This is a genomic window from Nocardia sp. NPDC051052 (assembly GCF_044456045.1).
In the GTDB taxonomy this organism is placed as follows: domain Bacteria; phylum Actinomycetota; class Actinomycetes; order Mycobacteriales; family Mycobacteriaceae; genus Nocardia.
Genome location: NZ_JBITFL010000006.1, coordinates 633,263 through 653,000, shown reverse-complemented (window position 1 = coordinate 653,000; position 19,738 = coordinate 633,263). Strand labels below are relative to the sequence as shown.

The 19,738-nt window shown below is 66.3% G+C and carries 16 protein-coding genes, 1 pseudogene and 1 riboswitch; of the genes and pseudogenes, 10 read left to right on the top strand and 7 right to left on the bottom strand.

Going from position 1 to position 19,738, the window contains the following annotated elements; genetic code table 11:
• The first annotated feature begins 11 nt into the window (after positions 1–11).
• The 6 genes from ACIBCN_RS24250 (at position 12) to ACIBCN_RS24225 (ending at position 8,762) form a co-directional block, all read left to right on the top strand.
• Positions 12–1,541, top strand: a complete 1,530-nt coding sequence (locus ACIBCN_RS24250; protein WP_396993896.1) for an APC family permease — start codon at positions 12–14, stop codon at positions 1,539–1,541.
• Positions 1,534–3,090 (top strand): GMC family oxidoreductase, encoded by a 1,557-nt coding sequence (locus tag ACIBCN_RS24245; RefSeq protein ID WP_396993895.1) that lies wholly within the window; start codon positions 1,534–1,536, stop codon positions 3,088–3,090. Before ACIBCN_RS24250 ends, ACIBCN_RS24245 begins: the two co-directional genes overlap by 8 nt.
• A 7-nt stretch (positions 3,091–3,097) precedes the next feature.
• Positions 3,098–4,960 (top strand): putative nucleotidyltransferase substrate binding domain-containing protein, encoded by a 1,863-nt coding sequence (locus tag ACIBCN_RS24240; protein ID WP_396993894.1) that lies wholly within the window; start codon positions 3,098–3,100, stop codon positions 4,958–4,960.
• 12 nt (positions 4,961–4,972) lie between these two features.
• Positions 4,973–5,758 (top strand): IclR family transcriptional regulator, encoded by a 786-nt coding sequence (locus ACIBCN_RS24235; RefSeq protein WP_396993893.1) that lies wholly within the window; start codon positions 4,973–4,975, stop codon positions 5,756–5,758.
• A 212-nt stretch (positions 5,759–5,970) separates the two neighbouring features.
• A riboswitch (glycine riboswitch) is annotated at positions 5,971–6,064 on the top strand.
• A 38-nt stretch (positions 6,065–6,102) separates the two neighbouring features.
• Entirely contained in the window at positions 6,103–7,398 is a 1,296-nt protein-coding gene (gene glyA, locus ACIBCN_RS24230) for a serine hydroxymethyltransferase (protein WP_396993892.1), read from the top strand.
• Positions 7,395–8,762 carry an L-serine ammonia-lyase gene (locus ACIBCN_RS24225; protein WP_396993891.1) on the top strand — a complete coding sequence of 456 codons (1,368 nt, stop codon included), beginning with the start codon at positions 7,395–7,397 and terminating at the stop codon, positions 8,760–8,762. The genes glyA and ACIBCN_RS24225 overlap by 4 nt, the downstream gene beginning before the upstream one ends.
• A gap of 775 nt (positions 8,763–9,537) precedes the next feature.
• On the opposite strand, the gene ACIBCN_RS24220 is transcribed toward ACIBCN_RS24225, so the two are convergent.
• From ACIBCN_RS24220 to ACIBCN_RS24205, 4 genes are all read right to left on the bottom strand, one after another.
• On the bottom strand, positions 9,538–10,623 hold the full coding sequence (locus tag ACIBCN_RS24220) for a PQQ-dependent sugar dehydrogenase (RefSeq protein ID WP_396993890.1): 1,086 nt from the start codon (positions 10,621–10,623) through the stop codon (positions 9,538–9,540).
• Between the two features lie 120 nt (positions 10,624–10,743).
• Positions 10,744–11,787: a medium chain dehydrogenase/reductase family protein gene (locus ACIBCN_RS24215; RefSeq protein ID WP_396993889.1), complete on the bottom strand. Its 1,044-nt coding sequence runs from the start codon at positions 11,785–11,787 to the stop codon at positions 10,744–10,746.
• A gap of 75 nt (positions 11,788–11,862) precedes the next feature.
• A complete protein-coding gene (locus ACIBCN_RS24210) occupies positions 11,863–12,426 on the bottom strand; it encodes a TetR/AcrR family transcriptional regulator (protein WP_396993888.1) in 564 nt (187 codons plus the stop codon).
• A gap of 108 nt (positions 12,427–12,534) precedes the next feature.
• Complete coding sequence (locus ACIBCN_RS24205; protein ID WP_396993887.1) at positions 12,535–12,729, bottom strand: hypothetical protein; 195 nt, start codon at positions 12,727–12,729, stop codon at positions 12,535–12,537.
• A gap of 70 nt (positions 12,730–12,799) precedes the next feature.
• Here ACIBCN_RS24205 and ACIBCN_RS24200 point away from each other — a divergent pair, with 70 nt between their 5' ends.
• The gene (locus ACIBCN_RS24200) at positions 12,800–13,525 is read left to right on the top strand and encodes a molybdopterin-dependent oxidoreductase (RefSeq protein WP_396993886.1); all 726 of its coding nucleotides are present in this window, start codon (positions 12,800–12,802) and stop codon (positions 13,523–13,525) included.
• Positions 13,509–14,129: a cytochrome b/b6 domain-containing protein gene (locus ACIBCN_RS24195; RefSeq protein WP_396993885.1), complete on the top strand. Its 621-nt coding sequence runs from the start codon at positions 13,509–13,511 to the stop codon at positions 14,127–14,129. The genes ACIBCN_RS24200 and ACIBCN_RS24195 overlap by 17 nt, the downstream gene beginning before the upstream one ends.
• 5 nt (positions 14,130–14,134) lie before the next feature.
• On the opposite strand, the gene ACIBCN_RS24190 is transcribed toward ACIBCN_RS24195, so the two are convergent.
• Both ACIBCN_RS24190 and ACIBCN_RS24185 read right to left on the bottom strand, forming a co-directional pair.
• On the bottom strand, positions 14,135–15,121 hold the full coding sequence (locus ACIBCN_RS24190) for a monodechloroaminopyrrolnitrin synthase PrnB family protein (RefSeq protein WP_396993884.1): 987 nt from the start codon (positions 15,119–15,121) through the stop codon (positions 14,135–14,137).
• Between the two features lie 465 nt (positions 15,122–15,586).
• Positions 15,587–16,408, bottom strand: a complete 822-nt coding sequence (locus ACIBCN_RS24185; RefSeq protein WP_396993883.1) for an SDR family NAD(P)-dependent oxidoreductase — start codon at positions 16,406–16,408, stop codon at positions 15,587–15,589.
• Between the two features lie 121 nt (positions 16,409–16,529).
• On the opposite strand from ACIBCN_RS24185, the gene ACIBCN_RS24180 reads away from it, so the two are divergent.
• Both ACIBCN_RS24180 and ACIBCN_RS24175 read left to right on the top strand, forming a co-directional pair.
• On the top strand, positions 16,530–17,183 hold the full coding sequence (locus ACIBCN_RS24180; RefSeq protein WP_396993882.1) for a TetR/AcrR family transcriptional regulator: 654 nt from the start codon (positions 16,530–16,532) through the stop codon (positions 17,181–17,183).
• 119 nt (positions 17,184–17,302) lie between these two features.
• Positions 17,303–18,787 (top strand): cellulase family glycosylhydrolase, encoded by a 1,485-nt coding sequence (locus ACIBCN_RS24175; RefSeq protein ID WP_396993881.1) that lies wholly within the window; start codon positions 17,303–17,305, stop codon positions 18,785–18,787.
• A gap of 89 nt (positions 18,788–18,876) precedes the next feature.
• Here ACIBCN_RS24175 and ACIBCN_RS24170 read toward each other — a convergent pair.
• Positions 18,877–19,722 (bottom strand): annotated as a pseudogene (locus ACIBCN_RS24170) (fatty acid desaturase family protein); the annotation flags it as partial.
• Positions 19,723–19,738 lie beyond the last annotated feature (16 nt).

The window sequence follows — 19,738 nt, the reverse complement described above, 5'->3', positions numbered from 1 at the left end:
CACGGTTAGCAATGGTGGTCAAAGAACATGGAGTGTCCGACGACAGCGGAATGGAGGATTTCGGCTATAAGGAATCCCTCGACCGCAGTATCGGAAAATTCGCCAGCTTCGCGGCGGGGGTCAGCTATATCTCGATCCTCACCGGCACGTTCCAGCTGTTCTATTTCGGTTTCCACAGTGCGGGTCCCGCGTATCTGTGGTCGTGGCCGATCGTTTTCGTCGGACAGTTGGCCGTCGCACTGTGTTTCATGGAGCTCGCGGCGCGCTATCCGGTGGCCGGGTCGGTATACAACTGGTCCAAATCGCTCGGCAGCAGAATCGTCGGCTGGTCGTCGGGCTGGTTGATGCTGACCGCCTCGATCGTGACGCTGGCCGCGGTCGTGCTCGCGCTCCAGCTGAACCTGCCCCGGTTGTGGAGCGGCTTCCAGATCGTCGGCGACGGCAGCGGCGAATACGACTACGCCACCAACGCGGTGCTGCTCGGCACGATCATGATCGTCTTCACCACCACGATCAACGCGCTCGGCGTCCGGCTGATGTCGATGATCAACAGTGCCGGTGTCTTCATCGAGCTCATCGCCGCCGTACTGATCGCGATCATCCTGGCGGCCAACGCGACTCGCGGTCCGCAGGTGTTCTTCTCCACCCGCGGCTACGGTGCGGGCGAGTCCGGCGGCTACCTCGGCGCGTTCCTGGTGGCCTCACTCGCCTCCGGCTACGTGATGTACGGCTTCGACACAGCGAGCTCGCTCGGCGAGGAGACGGTGGAGCCGCGGCGCACCGCGCCCAAGGCCATCCTGCGTGCCGTGCTCGCGTCGTTCGTCATCGGCGGCGCGATCCTGGTCTTCGCGGTGATGGCGGCACCGGACCTCGACGATCCGCAGATCGGCAGCTCGAGCGGTGGCCTGCAATACATTGTCGAACAGGTGATGTGGGGTCCGCTCGGCAGGATCTTCCTGTGCTGCATTGTGATCGCGGTGACGGTGTGTTCGCTCGCCGTGCACACCGCCGCCATCCGGCTGACCTTCGCGATGGCCCGCGACAACGCGCTGCCCTTCGGCGAGAAGCTCGCTCGGGTGCACCCCAAGACCCAGACGCCGGTGGTGCCCGCCATCCTGATCGGCGTGCTCGCCGCGCTGATCCTGGTGATCAATATCGGCCAGCCGAAGATCTTCACGGTGCTCACCTCGATCGCGATCATCATGATCTACCTGGCCTACCTGATGGTGACCGGGCCGATGCTGAAGAAGCGGTTCCAGGGTCAGTGGCCGCCGAAAGAGCTTGCGGCGGGCGGCTATTTCACCATGGGTCGCTGGGGGATGCTCGTCAACATCATCGCCGTGGTGTGGGGCGTCGGGATGGCGACCAACCTGGCCTGGCCGCGCGAATCCGTCTACGGCACACCCTGGTACAACACCTGGGGCGCGTTCGTCTACATCGGCGTGATCCTCGGCGCCGGGCTCGCCTGGTATGGGATCAAGGGACGCAAGCGAATCGGCACTCTGGCATCACACGCAGTGGAGGTGCGCGGCAATGTCTGACACGGTGTTCGACTATGTGATCGCGGGCGGCGGGACGGCCGGGTGTGTGCTCGCCGCCCGGCTCAGCGAGGATCCGGACGTCTCGGTGTGCCTGCTGGAGGCCGGCCCGTCCGATGTGGGCGATCGCGCCATCCTCGAACTCGCGCAGTGGATGCATCTGCTCGACTCGGGCTACGACTGGGACTATCCGGTCGAACCGCAGGAACGCGGGAACAGCTATCTGCGCCATGCCCGCGCGAAGGTGCTCGGCGGATGTTCCTCGCACAACTCGTGTATCGCGTTCTGGCCGCCCGCGGAGAATCTGGACGAGTGGGCCGCGCTGGGCGCCAAGGGCTGGGGCGCGGCCGACGTGCTGCCCTACGTCACCCGGCTGGAGAACAACGACGCGCCCGGCGATCAGCACAGTCGCCGCGGCCCGGTCCGGCTGCGCGACGTGCCGCCGGACGACCCGTGCGGCGTCGCGGTACTCGCGGCGGCAGCGGCGGTCGGATTGCCGACGGTGCAGTTCAACCGAGGTGCCACCGTGCGCAACGGTGCGGGCTGGTTCCAGATCAACGCGGCCGAAGACGGCACGCGCATGTCGACATCGCATGCCTACCTGCACCCGGTGCTGGATTCGCGCCCGAATCTCGAGGTGCGCACCGACTGCTGGGTCAGCGAGATCCTGTTCGACGAGGCGCGCGGCGCGACCGGTGTGCGGTATCAACGTCCCGATGGCATCGGCTATGACACGGCCTCGGCGCGGCGGGAGGTCATCGTCACCGCCGGTGCCATCGATACGCCGAAGTTGTTGATGCTGTCCGGGATCGGGCCCGCCGACCATCTGCGCGAGATCGGCATTCCGGTGCTGGTCGACGCACCTGGCGTGGGAGCCAACCTGGACGACCACGTGGAAGGGCTGGTGTTCTGGGACGCTGCCCGGCCCATGGTGCGGACCTCGACGCAGTGGTGGGAGATCGGCCTGTTCGCCACGACCGACGACGCGTTGCGCGTGCCGGACGTGATGATGCACTACGGCAGCGTGCCGTTCGACATGAACACCCTGCGCCGCGGCTACCCGACCACCGACAACGGCTTCTGCCTGACACCAAACGTCACGCAGGGGCGCTCGCGCGGCACGATCCGGTTGCGCAGTCGCGACTTCCGGGACCGGCCGAAGGTCGACCCCCGGTACTTCACCGACCCGGACGGGCACGACGAGCGGGTCATGCTCGCCGGCGTCCGGCTGGCCCGCAAGATCGCCGAGCAGGCGCCGCTGCGCGAGTGGATCGCCGCCGAACTCGCGCCGGGACCGGACGCGACAACCGACGACGAGCTGATCAGCTATATCCACGCCACCCACAACACCGTCTACCACCCGGCCGCCACAGCGCGGATGGGCGCGGTCGACGACCCGATGGCGGTGCTCGATCCCGAGCTGCGGGTGAAGGGGGTGTCGCGGCTGCGGGTGGTCGACGCGTCCGCGATGCCGAAATTGCCCGCGGTGAACCCGAACATTACTGTCATGGCCATGGCGGAGAAATGCGCGGATCTCCTGCGGACCACGTGAGCGGGAGATGCCTGCGGAGGGCGAACTAGCGGCGGTCCTCGGCGGGCACGCACCGTTCCAGTCGATGCCGACCGCCGAGCTCCACCGCCTCGCCGCGGCGTCGTCGCTGCACGACTTCGCGGCGGGCACGGTGATCAGCGACTACTCGACGCAGGTGCCCGAGGACATCTGGATGGTGCGGTCCGGCCGAGTCATCCTGCGTCGCAGCGGTCCTGACGCCGCCACGTCGCCGCAGTCCGACGACGGTCGCACGATCGATACGATCGAGGCCGGTGGAATCTTCGGCTATGTGCCGTTGCTGACCGGCGGCAGCGCCGAATTCGTCGCGCTGGCAGCCGAAACCAGCGTGCTGATCCGATTGCCCGGCGCGCTCGTCCGCGCGCAGTTCGCGCAACCGGATGGGCTGGCGTTTCTTGCGTCGTCGGCGTGGAAGACGGTGTCCGGCAACCGAACCCCGATGGCGCAGGTGCTCGGCGCCCGTCCGGCGGGTGAACTCGTCACGGCGGCCGCGGTTTTCGTGACACCGGACACCAGCGTCCGCGACGCGGTGATCCGGATGACCGAGCGGCACGCCTCGTCGGTGCTGATCCGGTTGCCCGACGGCGACTTCGGCATCTTCACCGACCAGGACCTGCGGGTCAAGGTGGTGGCGGCCGGACTGTCGGTGGACGTGCCGATCGCGCAGGCGATGAGCGCGCCGGCCCGGCGGGTGAGCGCGGACCTGCCCGCCGAGACCGTGCTGATGGAGATGCTGGAGGCCGGGCTGCGGCACATGCCGGTGGTCTCCCGGCGAGGCGAGGTACTGGGCGTGCTCGACGACTCGGAGCTGCTGGCGGCCTCGGCGCGGCAGAGCTTCGTGCTGCGCCGTGCGATCGGTGCGGCAACGGACGCGACCCAGCTGCAGCGAGCCGCTCGCGACATTCCGGGCACGACGGTCGATCTGTTCCGCAACGGGACCAAGGCGTCGGCGACGAGCGGCATTCTCTCCGTCGTCATCGACTCGGTGATCCGCAAAGCCCTCGAATTGGCGCTCGCCGAATCCGCCGACGCGCCTAGTGTCGGGTTCGCGTGGTTGACGCTCGGCAGTATCGCCAGGCGCGAGGCGATGCCGTCCTCGGACGTGGACAGCGCGCTGTCCTGGGCCGACGAATTGTCCACCGCCAGTGGCCAACTGCGTGCGATCGCCGAGCGGACGCACGCCATTCTGGATGCGTGTGGGTTACCCGCGGACAGCAACGGGGCGATCGCCGCGAAACCGAAATTCGCCCGGTCCCGGTCGGATTGGATGAAGGCGGCGGCCCGTTGGCTGGACGATCCGCTGATCGATCGCGGATTGGTCATGTCGTCACTGCTGATCGACGGGCGGGTGGTGTGGGGTGATCCCGCGCTGCACGCGGTGCCCGCCGCGTTCGGCCGGATGCGGGCCGACTATCCGAACGCGTTGCGCCTGCAGCTGCTCGACGCGTTGTCCGGGCGGGTGCGGGCGCGGTCGCTGCGGGATGTGCTGTCCCGGCGCGGCGGCACGTTCGATCTGAAGAGTCACGCGCTGGTCCCCATCGTCAACCTCGCCCGGTGGGGCGGGCTGGCGGCCGGGGTGACCGCCGCGACGACGCCGGTGCGGTTGGCCGCCGCCGCGTCCGCCGGTGTCATCGCCGAGCGCGACGCCGCGGTGCTCACCGAGGTGTTCGTCATGCTGCAGTGCATGCGGATGGTGCATCAGGTTGAGCAACTGGCCGCGGGGCATCGGCCGGGCGACATCGTGCTGATGCCGGAATTGTCGCCGTTGAATCGGAGCCTGCTCAACGACGCGTTGCGCGAGATCGCGGCCGTGCAGCGACGCGTTCGAGGTATCGCGATCACCTCGGCTTAGAATGACGGCGTCATGGCGAAACAGGATGGTGAGGACACGAGCCGGACCGCTGCGGTGCAGTCGGTCGACCGCGCACTGCTGGTGATGGAGATCATCGCCAAGCTGGGCCAGGCCGGTGTCACGGAGATCGCCGCCGAACTCGGTGTGCACAAATCTACCGTCTCCCGATTGATCGCCGTGCTGGAATCGCGCGGTTACGTCGAGCAACTCTCCGACCGTGGCAAGTACCGGCTGGGCTTCTCCATCGTCCGGCTGGCCGGATCCACCAGCGCGCAGGTCGATCTCGTCGGGCAGAGCCAGGACGCGTGCAACGCGCTGGCCGCCGAAACGGGGGAGACCACGAATATCGCTGTGCTGGACGGTAATCGGATCATCAACATCGTGGAGGCAGCAGGCACCGGCTCGATCGCGCTGCGGTCCTGGGTCGGGCAGAGTTGCCCGGCGCACGCCACCTCGAGCGGCAAGGTGCTGCTGTCCGGTCTCGAACCGGCGGCGCTGCGCAAGCAGGTCGGCCCGAAGTTGGAGGCGTATACCGCCAACACCCTGACCAAGGTCGCGGATCTCGCGGCGCAGTTGGTGACGGTCCGGGAGCGCGGATGGGCAAGTGTGCGTGAGGAATTGGAGATCGGGCTGAACGCCGTCGCCGCCCCCGTCTTCGACAGCAGCGGGGTGATGGTTGCGGCACTGAGTGTTTCGGGACCGTCCTATCGGCTGGGTCCCGAGCGCTTCGCGCCGACGGCGGAACTGGCGATCGCGAGCGCCGCGGAAATCAGCCATCGGCTGGGCTACTTCGGCTGACCAGCTGGGGTATCGTTCGCCATTGACAACGCGCGCGGCCGCCGACAATACTGAGTCGCGTGTCACGCAGTTGTTGCGCTATGCGCAACAACAACTGGCTTCAACTAATAACTGAATACGCCGCACACGCAGCGGGAGATCTCCGTCCACGTGACGGAGAGCCGAAGGAGCAACACCTCCCGGGAATCTCTCAGGCCCAGTACCGCCGCGCATAAGGCAACTCTGAAAAGTAGTGCACCACGCACTCGCCGACGGGGCAAACGCGCAACGCGTGAATCTCTCAGGCCCTAGGACAGAGCGGGAGGAGCCACACCCAGCGCATACGCGTCGACGAAAGGCTCCCCATGGCTGATCCTGGCTCTGCCCTCCGCACCGAACTCGACGTCTCGCTGCGCGAATTCGACCCGGTCGTCGCCGCTCTGGTCGATCAGGAGACCAACCGCCAGCAGCGCGGACTGGAAATGATCGCCTCGGAGAACTACGCGCCGCTCGCGGTGATGCAGGCCCAGGGCACAGTGCTCACCAACAAGTACGCCGAGGGCTATCCCGGACGCCGCTATTACGGCGGCTGCGAGTACGTCGACGAGATCGAAACGCTGGCCATCGAGCGGCTGCGCGCGCTGTTCGGCGCCGAATACGTCAACGTGCAACCACATTCGGGGGCGCAGGCGAACGCGGCGGTGATGCACGCGCTACTGCGCGCCGGTGACCGCATCCTCGGGTTGGCGCTGGACCACGGCGGTCACCTCACGCATGGTATGAAGGCCAACTTCTCCGGTCGGCTGTATGACGTTGCGGCGTACCATGTTCGGGCCGACGACCAGCTGGTCGACATGGCGGAGGTGGCGCGGCTCGCCCGCGAGCATCGGCCGAAGCTGATCGTCGCGGGCTGGTCGGCCTACCCTCGGCACCTCGACTTCGCCGAATTCCGGCGGATCGCCGACGAAGTCGGTGCGTACCTGATGGTCGATATGGCGCACTTCGCCGGGCTGGTCGCGGCCGGGCTGCATCCCTCGCCGGTGCCGCACGCGCACGTCGTCACCTCGACCACACACAAGACGCTGGGTGGCCCGCGCGGTGGATTCATCCTCGCCACAGCGGATTTGGGCAAGAAGCTGGATTCGGCGGTCTTTCCCGGGCAGCAGGGCGGACCGCTCGAGCATGTCATCGCCGCGAAGGCGGTCGCGTTCAAGATGGCGGCCGAACCGGCGTTCCGCGAGCGGCAGGAGCGCACGCTCATCGGCGCGCGCGTGCTCGCCGACCGGCTGCTGGCGCCGGACTGCCGGGCCGCGGGCATCGGCGTGGTCAGCGGCGGCACCGATGTGCACCTGGTGCTTGTCGATCTGCGCGATGCCGAACTGGACGGCAAGCAGGCCGAGGATCTGCTGCAGACCTTGGGAATCACGGTGAACCGCAACGCGATTCCGTTCGATCCGCGCCCGCCGATGATCAGCTCGGGGCTGCGGATCGGCACGCCCGCGCTGGCCGCGCGCGGCTTCGACACCGCCGCGTTCGCCGAGGTCGCCGACATCATCGCGACAGCCCTGTGCGGTGGTGCGAACGCCGCGGCGCTGACCGCGCGGGTGGACGCGCTGGCCCAGCGGTTCCCGCTGTACCTCGGGCTGCGGAACCCGGCGTGACGATCAGCGTCTTCGACCTGTTCCGGGTCGGTATCGGGCCGTCGAGTTCGCACACGGTCGGGCCGATGCGGGCCGCGGCCGCGTTCGTCGAGCGGCTGAAGGACGCCGACGTGCTGCACGGCACGGCCGCGATCCGGGTTCAGCTGTACGGTTCGCTCGGCGCGACCGGGCGCGGCCACGGCACGGTCGATGCGGTGGTGGCCGGGTTGTCCGGTGCGCAGCCGGAGAGCATCGATCCGGACGCGCTGACCGCTACCGTCGCCGCGGCGCGGGCCGCCGGCCGGTTGTATCTCGGTGGCGTGCAGTCGATCGGGTTCGGCGTCGACAGCGACATCGAACTGCTCGGGCTGACGAGGTTGGCGTTCCACACCAACGGGATGTTGTTCAGCGCGCGCGATGAGGCGGGGCGGGTACTGCTCGAGCGCCGATACTTCTCGGTCGGTGGCGGTTTCGTCCTCGACGAGGAGGAGATCGACGGGCGCGCCGTCGAGGCACCGGCCGCGGTCGCGTACCCGTTCCGTTCGGCCGATGAGCTGCTCGCGATCACCGCCGCCACCGGGCTGTCGATCAGCTCGGTGGTGCTGGCCAACGAAATGTCCTGGCGCAGTGCGGATCAGGTGCGCGCGGAGCTGATCGACATCTGGCAGGTCATGCGGCGCTGCGTCGAACGCGGGATGTCGACGGGCGGGGTGCTGCCGGGCAGCCTGCGGGTGCGACGCCGCGCCGCGACACTGTTCGAGCGCCTCGCCACCGAAGCCGAGGAGAACGATCCGCTACGCGCGATGGAGTGGGTCACGCTGTACGCGATGGCGGTCAACGAGGAGAACGCCGCGGGCGGCCGCGTCGTCACCGCGCCCACCAATGGTGCCGCGGGCATCATTCCCGCTGTGCTGCACTACATTCAGCGTTTCATCACCGGCAACGAGGACAGCGTCGTCGAATTCCTGCTGACCGCAGGCGCCATCGGCCAACTGATGAAGGAGAACGCCTCGATCTCCGGCGCCGAAGTCGGCTGCCAGGGCGAAGTCGGCTCCGCCTGCGCCATGGCCGCCGCCGGACTCGCCGCCGTGCTCGGCGGCACACCACAGCAGATCGAGAACGCCGCCGAAATCGGCATGGAACACAACCTCGGCCTCACCTGCGACCCCATCGGCGGCCTGGTCCAAATCCCCTGCATCGAACGCAACGGCATCGCCGCCGTCAAAGCAATCACCGCCGCCCGCATGGCAATCCGCGGCGACGGCATCCACCACGTATCCCTGGACCAGGTAATCCAAACCATGCGCGCCACCGGCGCCGACATGCTCGACAAATACAAGGAAACCTCCCGAGGCGGCCTAGCCGTAGCCGTCGTCGAATGCTGACCCCCGCAAATCCGCACCCTATCTCGGGTCCCGCACTGACTTTAGGGCCCTATTCCGGGTGCGTATCCCGAGGAAGAGTGCGGATTTTCAGTGGTACCGGCGGGGGCACGCTTTCGCGGGTCTGTTGACGACCCATCCGGCGCTGACCGACCTCTCTTGTCCAAAGCGCTTGAGACGCAACCACAGCCAGGTGACCACCTCTGGAGCTGGAGGTTGCGCGCCTGACTGGTGACTAAAGCCGGGTACGGCAGGCGGCGCGCTCAGCACTACTTCACGGGAAAACGTGGACAGGTCTTCAGCTTTCTTGGGACTGTCCACCTTTAGAGTCCTAAGTAGCACTTGCCCGGATCGGTACACCTTGACGGGGATCTCTGCGTGTACTGATCCGGATTCGTATACCGAGAGACCTCCGAGAGTGTACTGGCCTCGGGGTTTTCGACTAGTCCGTGGGATGACCGGAGTAGTGCTGGGCACGTGAGGTGGGGTCCCCGGCCTTAGTTATCGGTCAGGTGCGTGGTGTCGGGTTCCAGCGTGGTCATCTGGCTGTGGTGCTGTTCGCGAGCGCTTCGGAAGAGTGAGCATGTCCGGTAGGCGTTTTGGGCCTGTGGGGTTCCCGATCCGCACTGCTTGTTCCTGGCCGCTCACCGTATCCGCACCGCTTGTTTTGGCCGCTCACCGTTTCTGTGACCCGCACATCAGGTATAGCGGGTGTGCGGGTCACAGAAACGGTGAGCGGCTGACAGAGGGGGTGTGCGGGTGGTGGTCGTCGACGGGGTCAGTGGGCTGGGAAGCGGATGATTCGGTCGTCGCCGGGGCGGACGTCGCCGCGGCCGTCGGTGTTGGAGGTGGTGAGCCAGAGGGCGCCGTCCGGTGCGACCTGTGTGGTGCGCAGTCTGCCGTAGCGGTCACGTAGTTGGGACGAGGGGGTGCCGAGGGTGCCGTCTGGTTTCTGGGGGATCGTCCACAGTCGTTCGCCGCGTAATGCCGCGACGTACAACGTGTTCGCGGTGATCGCTAGGCCGGAGGGTGAGGCCTCACTGGTGGGCCAGGTGATCAGCGGATTGGTGTATCGGCCGCCCTGGGTGTCGCCTTTGCCCTCGACGACGGGCCAGCCGTAGTTGCGATTCGGCTGGATCAGATTGATCTCGTCGTAGGTGTCCTGACCGAATTCGGTCGCATAGAGGCGTCCGGTCGCATCCCACGCCAGGCCCTGCACGTTACGGTGGCCGAGGGTGTAGACCGGGGAATTCGGGGTCGGGTTTCCCGGCGCGGGTTTCCCGTCGGCGTCCAGGCGGAGGATCTTCCCATTGGGACTCGCCGGATCTTGCGCTCTACTCGACTGTCCGGCGTCGCCGACTCCGACATAGAGCATGCCGTCGGGCCCGAAGGCGATGCGGCCGCCATTGTGAATAGTGGCCTTCGCGATTCCTTTGAAGATCACCTCCGGCTGCCCGTCGAGGCGAAATCGCACGATTCGATTGTCGCCGCTGGCAGTGAAATACGCATAGACATAACCGTTTTCGGCGTACTTCGGTGACACCGTGATGCCGAGCAGTCCGCCCTCGCCGCGTGCCACCACACCCGGGACACGATAAGCCTGCGTGGGCTTGGCGCCCGGCGTGAGCCGCAAGATCACCCCGGTATCGCGCTGCGCGACCAGTGCGTCACCTCCCGGCAGGAACGTCAGCCCCCATGGCACGGCTATATCGCGAGCCAGCTCCTCGGGGGCGTTGAGGTCCGGGACTCCAGCGGGCACAACCGGCTGCGCGAAGGGACTGGGCAAGGCAACGAAAATGGTTGCCGCTACAGCGATCACGGCGGCACCGGCGAATTGTGCCGCGCTCCGAAGTACCGAAGTCATACCTAAGTAGACCCCCATCCAGGCGGTCAACTCGACTGGAGAACGACTGGGGAAGACGCCGCGAAGCCGGACGAGTCACTGCTCGCGCGGCTTTCGTGGTGCCCGAGCATCGGCCGCGTTTCAGAGCTGGGGGTCGGGCACGATCACGACTTTGCCGGTGACAGTGCCGGATTCGGCGAGGGTGAGCGCGTCCGCTGCCTGACTCAGCGGGATTCGGGCGGCCACCTGGGCGTGCAGCGTGCCGTTGGCGGCGAGGTCGAGGACCTTGCCGAGGTCTTCGGCGAGGTGGTTGCGGAAGCGGGTCAGGTTCCGCTTGCCCGCCCAAATGTTGTAGAAGTGCGCATTTCGCTTGTTGGGCAGCGTGTTCCACAGCATCAGCTGACCGAACAGCTTCAACACGGGCAGTCGCGAGTTGCCTTCGTCGTTCTTGGTCGAGGCGGTGCCGTAGGCCACCAGCGTGCCGTGCGGCGCGAGCAGCTCGAACGAATCGACGATGCCGGGGCCGCCGACATGATCGAATACCGCGTCGACACCCTGCGGCGCCAGCGCCCGAACCTGTTGCGCCACATCGCCGCGATAGTCGACCGGGCTGGCGCCGAGCGCCTCGACCGCCCCCGCGTTGCGCGCCGAGGCCGAGCCGATCACCCGGATACCGGCGGCCCGAGCCAGCTGAACCAGGGTCGAGCCGACACCGCCGTTGGCGCCGTGCACGAAAATGGTCTGGCCCCGCTCGACCTTCGCGATCCGGTGCAGCATCTGCCACGCCGTGATCCCGTTCACCACAAAGGTTTCCGCCTCCGCCGGATCGAGCGCCGACGGCACCGGGATGAGGTCGGCGGCGTCGAGCACGAGGTGGCTGCTCCAGCCGCCGACCTTGGTCAGCGCCGCGACGCGACGGCCGATCAATGCCGCATCGACCGCGGCGCCGATCTCGGTGACCGTCCCGACCAGGTCGTAGCCGGGCACGAAGGGGAACGCCGGCTGGTCGTAGTACTTGCCGCGACGCATCTGCTGCTCGGCGAACGAGACGCCGGAGGCTTCGACACGGACCAGGGCCTGGCCGGGTCCGAGGGGCGGCAGCTGACGCTGGGTGACCTGCAGGCCTTCGGGCGCTACCTGGCCGGGCAGGACGATCTCGACTGCGGTGGTCGGCTTCGTGCTCATCGGAACTCCTAGTGTGTGACTGGTCAGTCACTCGGTGGGCTGAAAAAAGCGCCCCGCGGTCGGGGCTCGGTAGATCTAGTGGGGGTGGCGCATGCCGTCGGCGAGTATCGCGGCCCAGTCGCCATCCTGTTTGTCCAGTTCGAGGGTGACGATGAGATGGCAGAGCTGTCCGTAGGCCATGAAACGTTGGACGGCACTGTCTTCGGCGCCGGAACGCGTCTTGGCGAAGTTCGTCACCCGGGCGAGTCCTCGGCGCATCGCGTCCGCGACCTCCGGGATATCCGCCGCCGACTGGGCGTGTACCTGCAGCATCAGCAGGCTCTTGTCCGCGATCAGCTGCGCATATGCGCCGCCCATCGCATACAGGATCTCGTCCGGGCTCGCACCGTCGGCGCGGGCCGCGCCGGCCGACAGCGCCTGCTCGACCAGTTCGAAGCAGCGGTCGATGGCCGCGACGAACAGGGCGATCTTGCCGGGGAACAGCTTGAAGACGTAGGCGGGCGAGATCGTCGCCTTCGCGGCCACGTTGTTGATCGGCGTGCCGTGGTAGCCGGTGCGTGCGAACTCGGTGATCGCCGCATCGACAACCGCGTCCCGTCGAACCTCCGAGGTGGAGAGGGTCGCTCCGCGCTTTGTCATGTGAGTGACTGTACACTCACTCTTGAATCATCGTCAACCGCCAGTGCCGAATTCGCCAGGGAAGTGGCCGAATGTGCTGGTAGCGCAAGAATGTTCGGCCAGAGATGGCTAGCGGGAAGCTCGTCCTCTATAGCCCCACACGGCCAGCAGCACCCCGGCGATCAGCACGATCGGGCCGATGATCGACCAGGTGACGGTATCGCTCATCGGGCTGCCCGAGACGACGCCGAAGCCCTGCAACGACCACAGGAGTCCGGCGAGTCCGATGATGACGCCGAGTGCGACGAGAATGGGGCTGCGCATAAGGCTGCCTTTCGTTGCGCCGCTCAGTCCATTGCCAGGGTAGTCGGTGGATAGTGGAGAGGTGCCCATAGTGGAAAGTCCCGATCCCGAGCGCCTCGGCGCGCCAGTAGGGCGGCGGGTGGTGTTCGGACTGCTCGCCGCCGGTGCCGCGGGCGTGCTCGGCGGGACATATATACAGAAGGGGCTCTCGGCCGTGCTCGGCCCGATCGGCAACCGCGATCCGACCGGCCTGGTCGGACTCTTCCCGCTGGGCAACACTTTTCGCTTCTACTCCGTCACCAGCAGCGTCCCGCACCGCGACGCGTCCGACTATCGGCTCGACATCACCGGCCTGGTCGACGCGCCGCAAAGCTACACGCTCGGCGATCTGCGGGCGATGCCGCAGCAGGAACTGGTGCGCGACTTCCAATGCGTCACCGGGTGGCGGGTGCCCGAGGTGCGTTGGCGCGGTGTCCGGCTCGTCGATCTACTCGACGACGCCGGAGTGAGCGGTACCGCGAAGGCGGTGCGATTCACCTCCTTCGACGGCACCTATTCCGAGAGCCTCACGCTCGAGCAGGCCCGGCGCGCCGACGTGCTCGTCGCGCTGGAAATGCTCGACGCCCCGGTCACCCACGATCACGGCGGACCGGTTCGGCTGTACGTGGCACCCATGTACGGCTACAAGAGCTGCAAGTGGCTCTCCGGAATCGAGCTGACCAAAGACGTCGTTCCCGGCTACTGGGAACATCGGGGCTACTCCATCGACGGATGGGTCGGTCAGTCGAACGGGCGCAGCGATGATCCCACCAGCTGACCCGACCGAGCGCGACCTGCATCGCTTCAGCCGCGCCGAGCGCTGGGTGCATTGGCTGACCGGTGTGCTCGTCGTGATCTGCATCCTCACCGCCGCGATCCTGTACAACGGTTCGCTCGCGGTGCTGGTCGGCAACCGTCACATCGTCGAAATCATCCACGTCTATTGCGGTTTCGCGCTACCGGTGCCGCTCGTTGTCGGTCTGGCTTCGCGTGCTTACCGTTCCGACCTGTCGAGACTCAACCGTTTCACCCGTGCCGACTGGTTGTGGCTGCGTTTCAAAGGTCGCCGCCTGTCCGGCGAAGACGTCGGCAAATTCAACGCAGGCCAGAAACTCAACGCCGCGTTGAGCGCCGGCTCGATCTTCGTACTCCTCGGCACCGGCGTGATCATGTTCTTCCCGGACTGGACCCGCCTGGCCTGGCGTACCGGCGCGACATTGATGCACGACTGGTTCGCGCTGGCCTTCGGCATCCTCGTCGTCGGCCACCTCATGTACGCGCTGCGTGACGCGGAAGCCATGCGCGGCATGCTCACTGGGAAAGTCAGGAAGAGCTGGGCGGAGCAGGAGCACGTGCGGTGGGCGGACGAGGACGCCGAGTAACGCGTTCAGGATCTGGTGCCGGTGCGACGGGAGCGGGCGTGGTGGGTGGCATCGCGGGTGAGGGTGAGGATGTGGTCGAGAAGGCCGGGGCTTACGCCCGCCGACGCGGTCGCGTAGCGGGACGTGTCGGCGTAGGCGCCGCCCGCCATGAGATTGTGTTTGCCGCGAAAAGTGAGCAGCGCGTTCATGATTCGGATCGCACCGTCCATCGCGTCGGCGACCCTGGTGGCCGGGGGACCGGTGGGACGGTCGAATTCGCGGACGAGCCGGGTGATCAGCGAGGGGGAGCCCTCGGTGAGCTCGAACAACCGGCGCCATTGGGGCAGGCCGTATTTCACGAGATCATTCTGAAAGCATCGGAGGTCGGCGTCGCCGTGATCGGCGGACCACACGAGGCGGTCGATCAGGTAGAGCGGGACGTGCACGGGTGCGGGGCCGTAATACTGGCGGTCGGCGACGGTCACGTCCGTCATGAACGGACCCAGTTGGGCGGCATAGAACTTGACCGGGTCGACATTGCGATAGACGTCGTTCATCACCTCCGGCAGGGTTTCCAACTGGTCCGCCGCCGCGTGACAGATCTCGCCGAAGGCGGCGTCGCTCGGCCGTAGTTCGGCCGATCCCGCTAGCATCGGGGCGATTTCATCGATCAGCAGGGTGCTGACGCGGACGGCATCGATCAGCACGTTCTCCTGACGGTCGCCGAGGAACATGCGCTGACGCTTGCCCCGCGGGTTCCAGACGCCGTAGTGCAGCACCGTGTCGCGCGGGACCATGTCCACCGAGAGCCCCCATGACAGCAGTGTGTCGGTGGCCTCAGGCACCGCCTCGAGCGGCTCGACGCCGTGCCGCTGCAGCGACGAGAGGAACATCCCGGCATCCCGCATTGCCGCGAGCCGGTCGGGTACCTGCAGCAGTTCCACCTCGCGGGCACGCCACACCAATTGCCGAAACGACTTGGCGAGTTCGCGCACATCGGCGGCGGCGTTCATTGCGGGCAAGTTCGCCAACAATGCGTCGGCGGACAGCGGATCTCGGTGCGCAACCTGGTGGCATGACGATTCATCGAGACGTATCGAGCATGCTCCGCTATTACCCGGATCGACGTGTGCGGACGGTCGTGACCGCTTTCTCAGGGCTGGCATCGGGTCCTATCTTGTTCTGCGAGTCACCGTGTCTAGCAGGTGGTGGTGCTTGATGCCGTCACCGTCGTGCGGTCCGAAGCGATTGTGTAGCAAGGCAAACAAACATCCCATGAGTTGTCAATAAGAAATTGGGCAAACTTCTGGTAAATGTCATCGACGGAAACCGAAGGCCGACTGTGTATCACCGGTATTCACGTCGTGTTCGCTCTTATTTTGGTCCATGGACCGCGTCGGTTTCACAGTTTCTGACCGCCTGTATTCGACTCAGATGAATTGGACCCGTGACCAATAGTCTGCGAATCGGCGTAGGGCTCAACGCAACAGTTTCGACGTGAGCTCGGACAGTCGGTCGGCGGCTGCGGAATCGAACGGTTCGCCGTGTACGTCGACCGGGTTGTCTTGCATGAACGCGGTCAGCGGTCCGGGCGGTGGGTTGTCGAGATGCCGCAGAATGCGGACGAGGGCGGCTTCGACCGGCTGGCCGCGTTCTCGCATGCGGGTCACCAATTCGGCACTTGCCGTGTCGTATTCGCCGGTGAACGCGGTCGCTGTGAGGCCGGGGTGCAGGAGAACGTATCGAACGCGGCTGTCGGGATAGTGGCGCGTGAACGCGACCGCGAGTAGGTCGCTGAGCTTCCCGCACTGCCCCATAGCCTCGTCGGGGTGGTAGTCGTGTGCGAATTGCAGGTCGTCCCAGCGGATTCGGGAGAGGTCGCCGCCGGGGCCGGATAGGTCGAGGATTACCGGCGTGCTGGTCTGCTCGAGCTGCGCCACGAGGCCGTGCCCGAGCAGGTATCGACTCAAATAGAACAGTGCGAAGTTGGCTTCGAAGCCTTCTGCGGTGACGAATCGTGTCGCGCGGAAGTATCGCGCACCCAGCACCAGGGTGTCCACGGTCTGATGTGTCGAGGCGATCTGGGTGATCACTCGCCGGTTCTCGGCCACCAGGCTCAGATCCGCCTGGATGAACTCGGCGCGCCCGCCCGCCTCGAGTTCGTCGGCGGCATCCAGGACCGCCTGCCCCTTCTTGGCGTTGGTGCCGACGACGACAACCTGGTCGCCGCGTCGTAGGTGGATCAGCGCGAGCGCCTTGCCCATTCCATCGGTCCCGCCGGTAATGACCACGGTCTTCACAGGGATCTCCTCACGCACTCACAAGTACAGATATTTATACCCGCGAGTCTAGTCAGACTCACGGGTATAAATAAACAGGACCATGTGTCCAATCCCGGCAGGGCGGTCTTAGGATGGGCGGATGAGTGCGGCCCTGAAATCGTCCCGCGAGCGGCCGTCCACGCCCCGTGGCCGCATCGACAAGCAGCAGGCCATGCTCGCCGCCGCGTTCACCGTGTTCGCTCGTGCGGGATACGCGCAGGCCCGAGTGGACGAGATTGCCGCTGAGGCGAAGGTCGCGAAGGCCACCGTTTACAACCACTTCGGAGACAAAGAGACGCTGTTCCGGCAAGTGGTGCAGGCACTTTCGGACACCGCTCTCGCGGCCAACCTCGCGGTCGTCGCGCGATTGGTGGATGACGGGGGCGACCTGCCTACCGTGGTGCGGGAGGTCGGATTCCGGCTGGCGAGGTGCTACTGCGAGGAGGAATCCCGCGCACTGCGGCGGCTGATCGCCGCCGAGGCGCCGCAGTTCCCCGATCTGCTCGACGTCGTAGACGACGTCTCGCGCCAGATCGCGCAGGCCCTCGCCGACCGGCTTGCCCGGCTCTCGCTTGCGGGCAGCTTGCAGATCGATGATCCGGAACTGGCGGCCATGCAATTCGCCGCGCTGCTCACCGGCGGCATCGACGCTCGATCGCGAGTCGGCACCCGCCAGGTCCCCGACGCCGAATTGCATGTCATCGCCGATGCTGCGGCGGCGACATTTCTGAAAGCTTTTGGGGAACAAGCCTAAACGGGCCGGGATGTCCCCAGACGACTGGGGAGTAGCTGTGGCTATGTTCGCTTGAACTGGACGTGTGACCATCAAGTGCGTTATCGGTCACGTGAGCGGAGATGCCAATGCGCGGAGTCATGAGAACGGCGATGGCCGGGGTGCGGGCGCGTGGGCGGCGATGGGCGGTGGGGGCGGCGGTGGCGGTGATCGGGTGTGCGGGCCTGGTTGCGCTTCCGGGTCCGGCGCAGTCTGCTCCGGTGGGGGCTTCGATCAGCCGGCTTCAGGCCGAGGGGAGCTATCTCGTCGACGCGATGGGGCGCAAGGTGTTGCTGCACGGGGTCAACAACGTCGATAAGCAGGCGCCGTATATCGAACCTGGCGACGGCTTCACGTTGACCGATGCGGACGCGACTCTGCTTGCGGGACATGGGTTCAACACCGTGCGGCTCGGTGTGAGTTTCGACGGGTTGATGCCGACGCGCGGTGTCGTCGACGCGGCCTATCTCGATCGCATCGGCTCGGTGATCGATACGCTTGCGGCACACGGCATTTACACCTTGCTCGATAACCATCAGGACGGACTGTCGAAGATCTGGGGCGGCAACGGATTCCCGGAATGGTCTTTGCGATCGCGCCCGGCCGTCTGGGAACCCAATCCCGGTTTCCCGCTGTACTACCTGATGCCGAGCATGAATCGGGGCTGGGATGAGGTGTGGGACAACAGCAATGGTGTGCTCGACTATCTCGGCACGGCGCTCGCGGCGCTTTCCGCGAAGGTGAACGGACGCGCCGGTGTGCTCGGCATCGAGCTGATGAACGAGCCGTGGCCCGGCTCGGCGTTTCACACCTGCTTCCCGAACGGCTGCCCCGGCTTCGACACCAAATATCAAGCGGCCATGCAGAAACTGACCGACGCGGTCCGTGCCCGCAATGCCGGCATCCCGGTGTTCTGGGAGCCGAACGTGACCTGGAACGAGACCATGCCGTCGAACCTCGGCAAGAACCCGCCGATCACCTCACCCGACATCGTCTTCGCCCCGCACGATTACTGCATCCCGAGCCAACTGGCGATCTACCTCGGCCTCCCCGAACAGCTACGCGGGCTCTGCCCGGTACAGCAGGACAAAACCTGGGGCAACATCGACGCATTCACCCACCGAACCGGAATCCCCACGCTGGTCACCGAATTCGGCGACGGCGACGCAACAGTGCTACGCAACACCCTGCTGCGAGCCGATGAACGATTCATCGGCTGGCAATACTGGCACTACGCCTCCATCTTCGGACCGGGCGCCCCCAAACCCGACCCGTTCCTCGGCGACATCGGCCGCGACCTGGTCCGCACCTACCCTCGAGCTACCGCGGGCACCCCGGGCCGACTCGTCTTCGACGCCGCCACCGGCGATTTCGCCTACACCTACACCCCGAAACCCACTTCCGCCCCGACCGAAATCTATGTCTCCGACCTGCACTACCCGAACGGCTACGAGGTCCGCGCCGACGGCGGCACCGTCACGTCGGCACCCGGAGCGCGGATAGTCACCGTCGAAGGCAACGGCTCCGCATCGGTCACAGTGCGCATCAACCGACCAGGGTCGGCGGGAGCCGAGCTGGTCCCGTAGTCTTCGGCGGGATCTGGCGAGGGCGGCACTGTGGAACGACGGATCGCTCGCCACAGGGTTCGGTAGAAGTCGAGGTAGGTGCGTTCGACGTGGAGTGCGCGCCGGCGGACCTCGTCGTGGCGGGCGGGTAAATGGTTGAGGGGGACCGACATCGCGGCGTGGTGTTCGACGTGCAGGTTGTTGCCGTTGGTGAACCAGGTGCTCAGGCGGCTACCGCGGATGGAGCGGGTGTTGCGGAGGACATCGGTGGTGTCGGGGTCGCAGAGGAGGTGTTCGGGGAGTTCGACGAGGAAGTGCATCGGTACGGCGAACAGCAAGGGGAGCAGCCAGATTCGCAGGACGAGGTCGTGGTGGCCGGTTGTCGCGAGGGCGATGACGGCTAGGAGGAGCGCGCCTAGGATCTGATGTTCGGTGATGGCTCGGCGGCGCATGGTCGCGCTGATGTCGCCGTGTTCGTAGCGCCAGCGCCCGGTCGAGGCGCGCAGCACGTCGCGGACGACGAAGACAATTCGCGCGTAGTCGAACATGCCGCGCAGCAGTAGCCCGACGGTGAGCGGCTTGCGGGTATCGAAGCCGAAGAACTCGGTGTCCCTTGGGGTTCCGAGGTACCGATGGTGCTGTAGGTGGCGGACGCGATAGTTGGTGTACACCACGAACAGCGGCAGGCCGAGGGGCACGCCGACCAGTCGATGCGGCCACGCGGCGCGAAAAGCGGAGTGGTGCAATGCTTGATGCTGCAATTCGACGGCGTGGGTGTACATAGCCGCCAACAGCAGCACCCCGGCGATCAGCGCCAGCGGCTCCGGCCGCAGCGCGAGGACCACGCCGAGCGCGGCGAGCACGGCGAGTAAAACCAGTTTGCTGAGGAAAACGCGCTCGTCGGCAACAGTGGTCCGGGCGCGCGCGAACAGCAGGCCCGAGGCGGGGTGGGTCATCTGACCTTCTCGACTT

Excerpts from the sequence above, each read along its gene's own strand:
- ACIBCN_RS24250 (WP_396993896.1), top strand. The coding sequence starts at position 12 with ATGGTGGTCAAAGAACATGGAGTGTCCGACGACAGCGGAATGGAGGAT.
- ACIBCN_RS24245 (WP_396993895.1), top strand. The coding sequence starts at position 1,534 with ATGTCTGACACGGTGTTCGACTATGTGATCGCGGGCGGCGGGACGGCC.
- ACIBCN_RS24240 (WP_396993894.1), top strand. The coding sequence starts at position 3,098 with ATGCCTGCGGAGGGCGAACTAGCGGCGGTCCTCGGCGGGCACGCACCG.
- ACIBCN_RS24235 (WP_396993893.1), top strand. The coding sequence starts at position 4,973 with ATGGCGAAACAGGATGGTGAGGACACGAGCCGGACCGCTGCGGTGCAG.
- glyA (WP_396993892.1), top strand. The coding sequence starts at position 6,103 with ATGGCTGATCCTGGCTCTGCCCTCCGCACCGAACTCGACGTCTCGCTG.
- ACIBCN_RS24220 (WP_396993890.1), bottom strand. The coding sequence starts at position 10,623 with ATGACTTCGGTACTTCGGAGCGCGGCACAATTCGCCGGTGCCGCCGTG.
- ACIBCN_RS24215 (WP_396993889.1), bottom strand. The coding sequence starts at position 11,787 with ATGAGCACGAAGCCGACCACCGCAGTCGAGATCGTCCTGCCCGGCCAG.
- ACIBCN_RS24210 (WP_396993888.1), bottom strand. The coding sequence starts at position 12,426 with ATGACAAAGCGCGGAGCGACCCTCTCCACCTCGGAGGTTCGACGGGAC.
- ACIBCN_RS24205 (WP_396993887.1), bottom strand. The coding sequence starts at position 12,729 with ATGCGCAGCCCCATTCTCGTCGCACTCGGCGTCATCATCGGACTCGCC.
- ACIBCN_RS24195 (WP_396993885.1), top strand. The coding sequence starts at position 13,509 with ATGATCCCACCAGCTGACCCGACCGAGCGCGACCTGCATCGCTTCAGC.
- ACIBCN_RS24190 (WP_396993884.1), bottom strand. The coding sequence starts at position 15,121 with ATGAACGCCGCCGCCGATGTGCGCGAACTCGCCAAGTCGTTTCGGCAA.
- ACIBCN_RS24180 (WP_396993882.1), top strand. The coding sequence starts at position 16,530 with ATGAGTGCGGCCCTGAAATCGTCCCGCGAGCGGCCGTCCACGCCCCGT.
- ACIBCN_RS24175 (WP_396993881.1), top strand. The coding sequence starts at position 17,303 with ATGAGAACGGCGATGGCCGGGGTGCGGGCGCGTGGGCGGCGATGGGCG.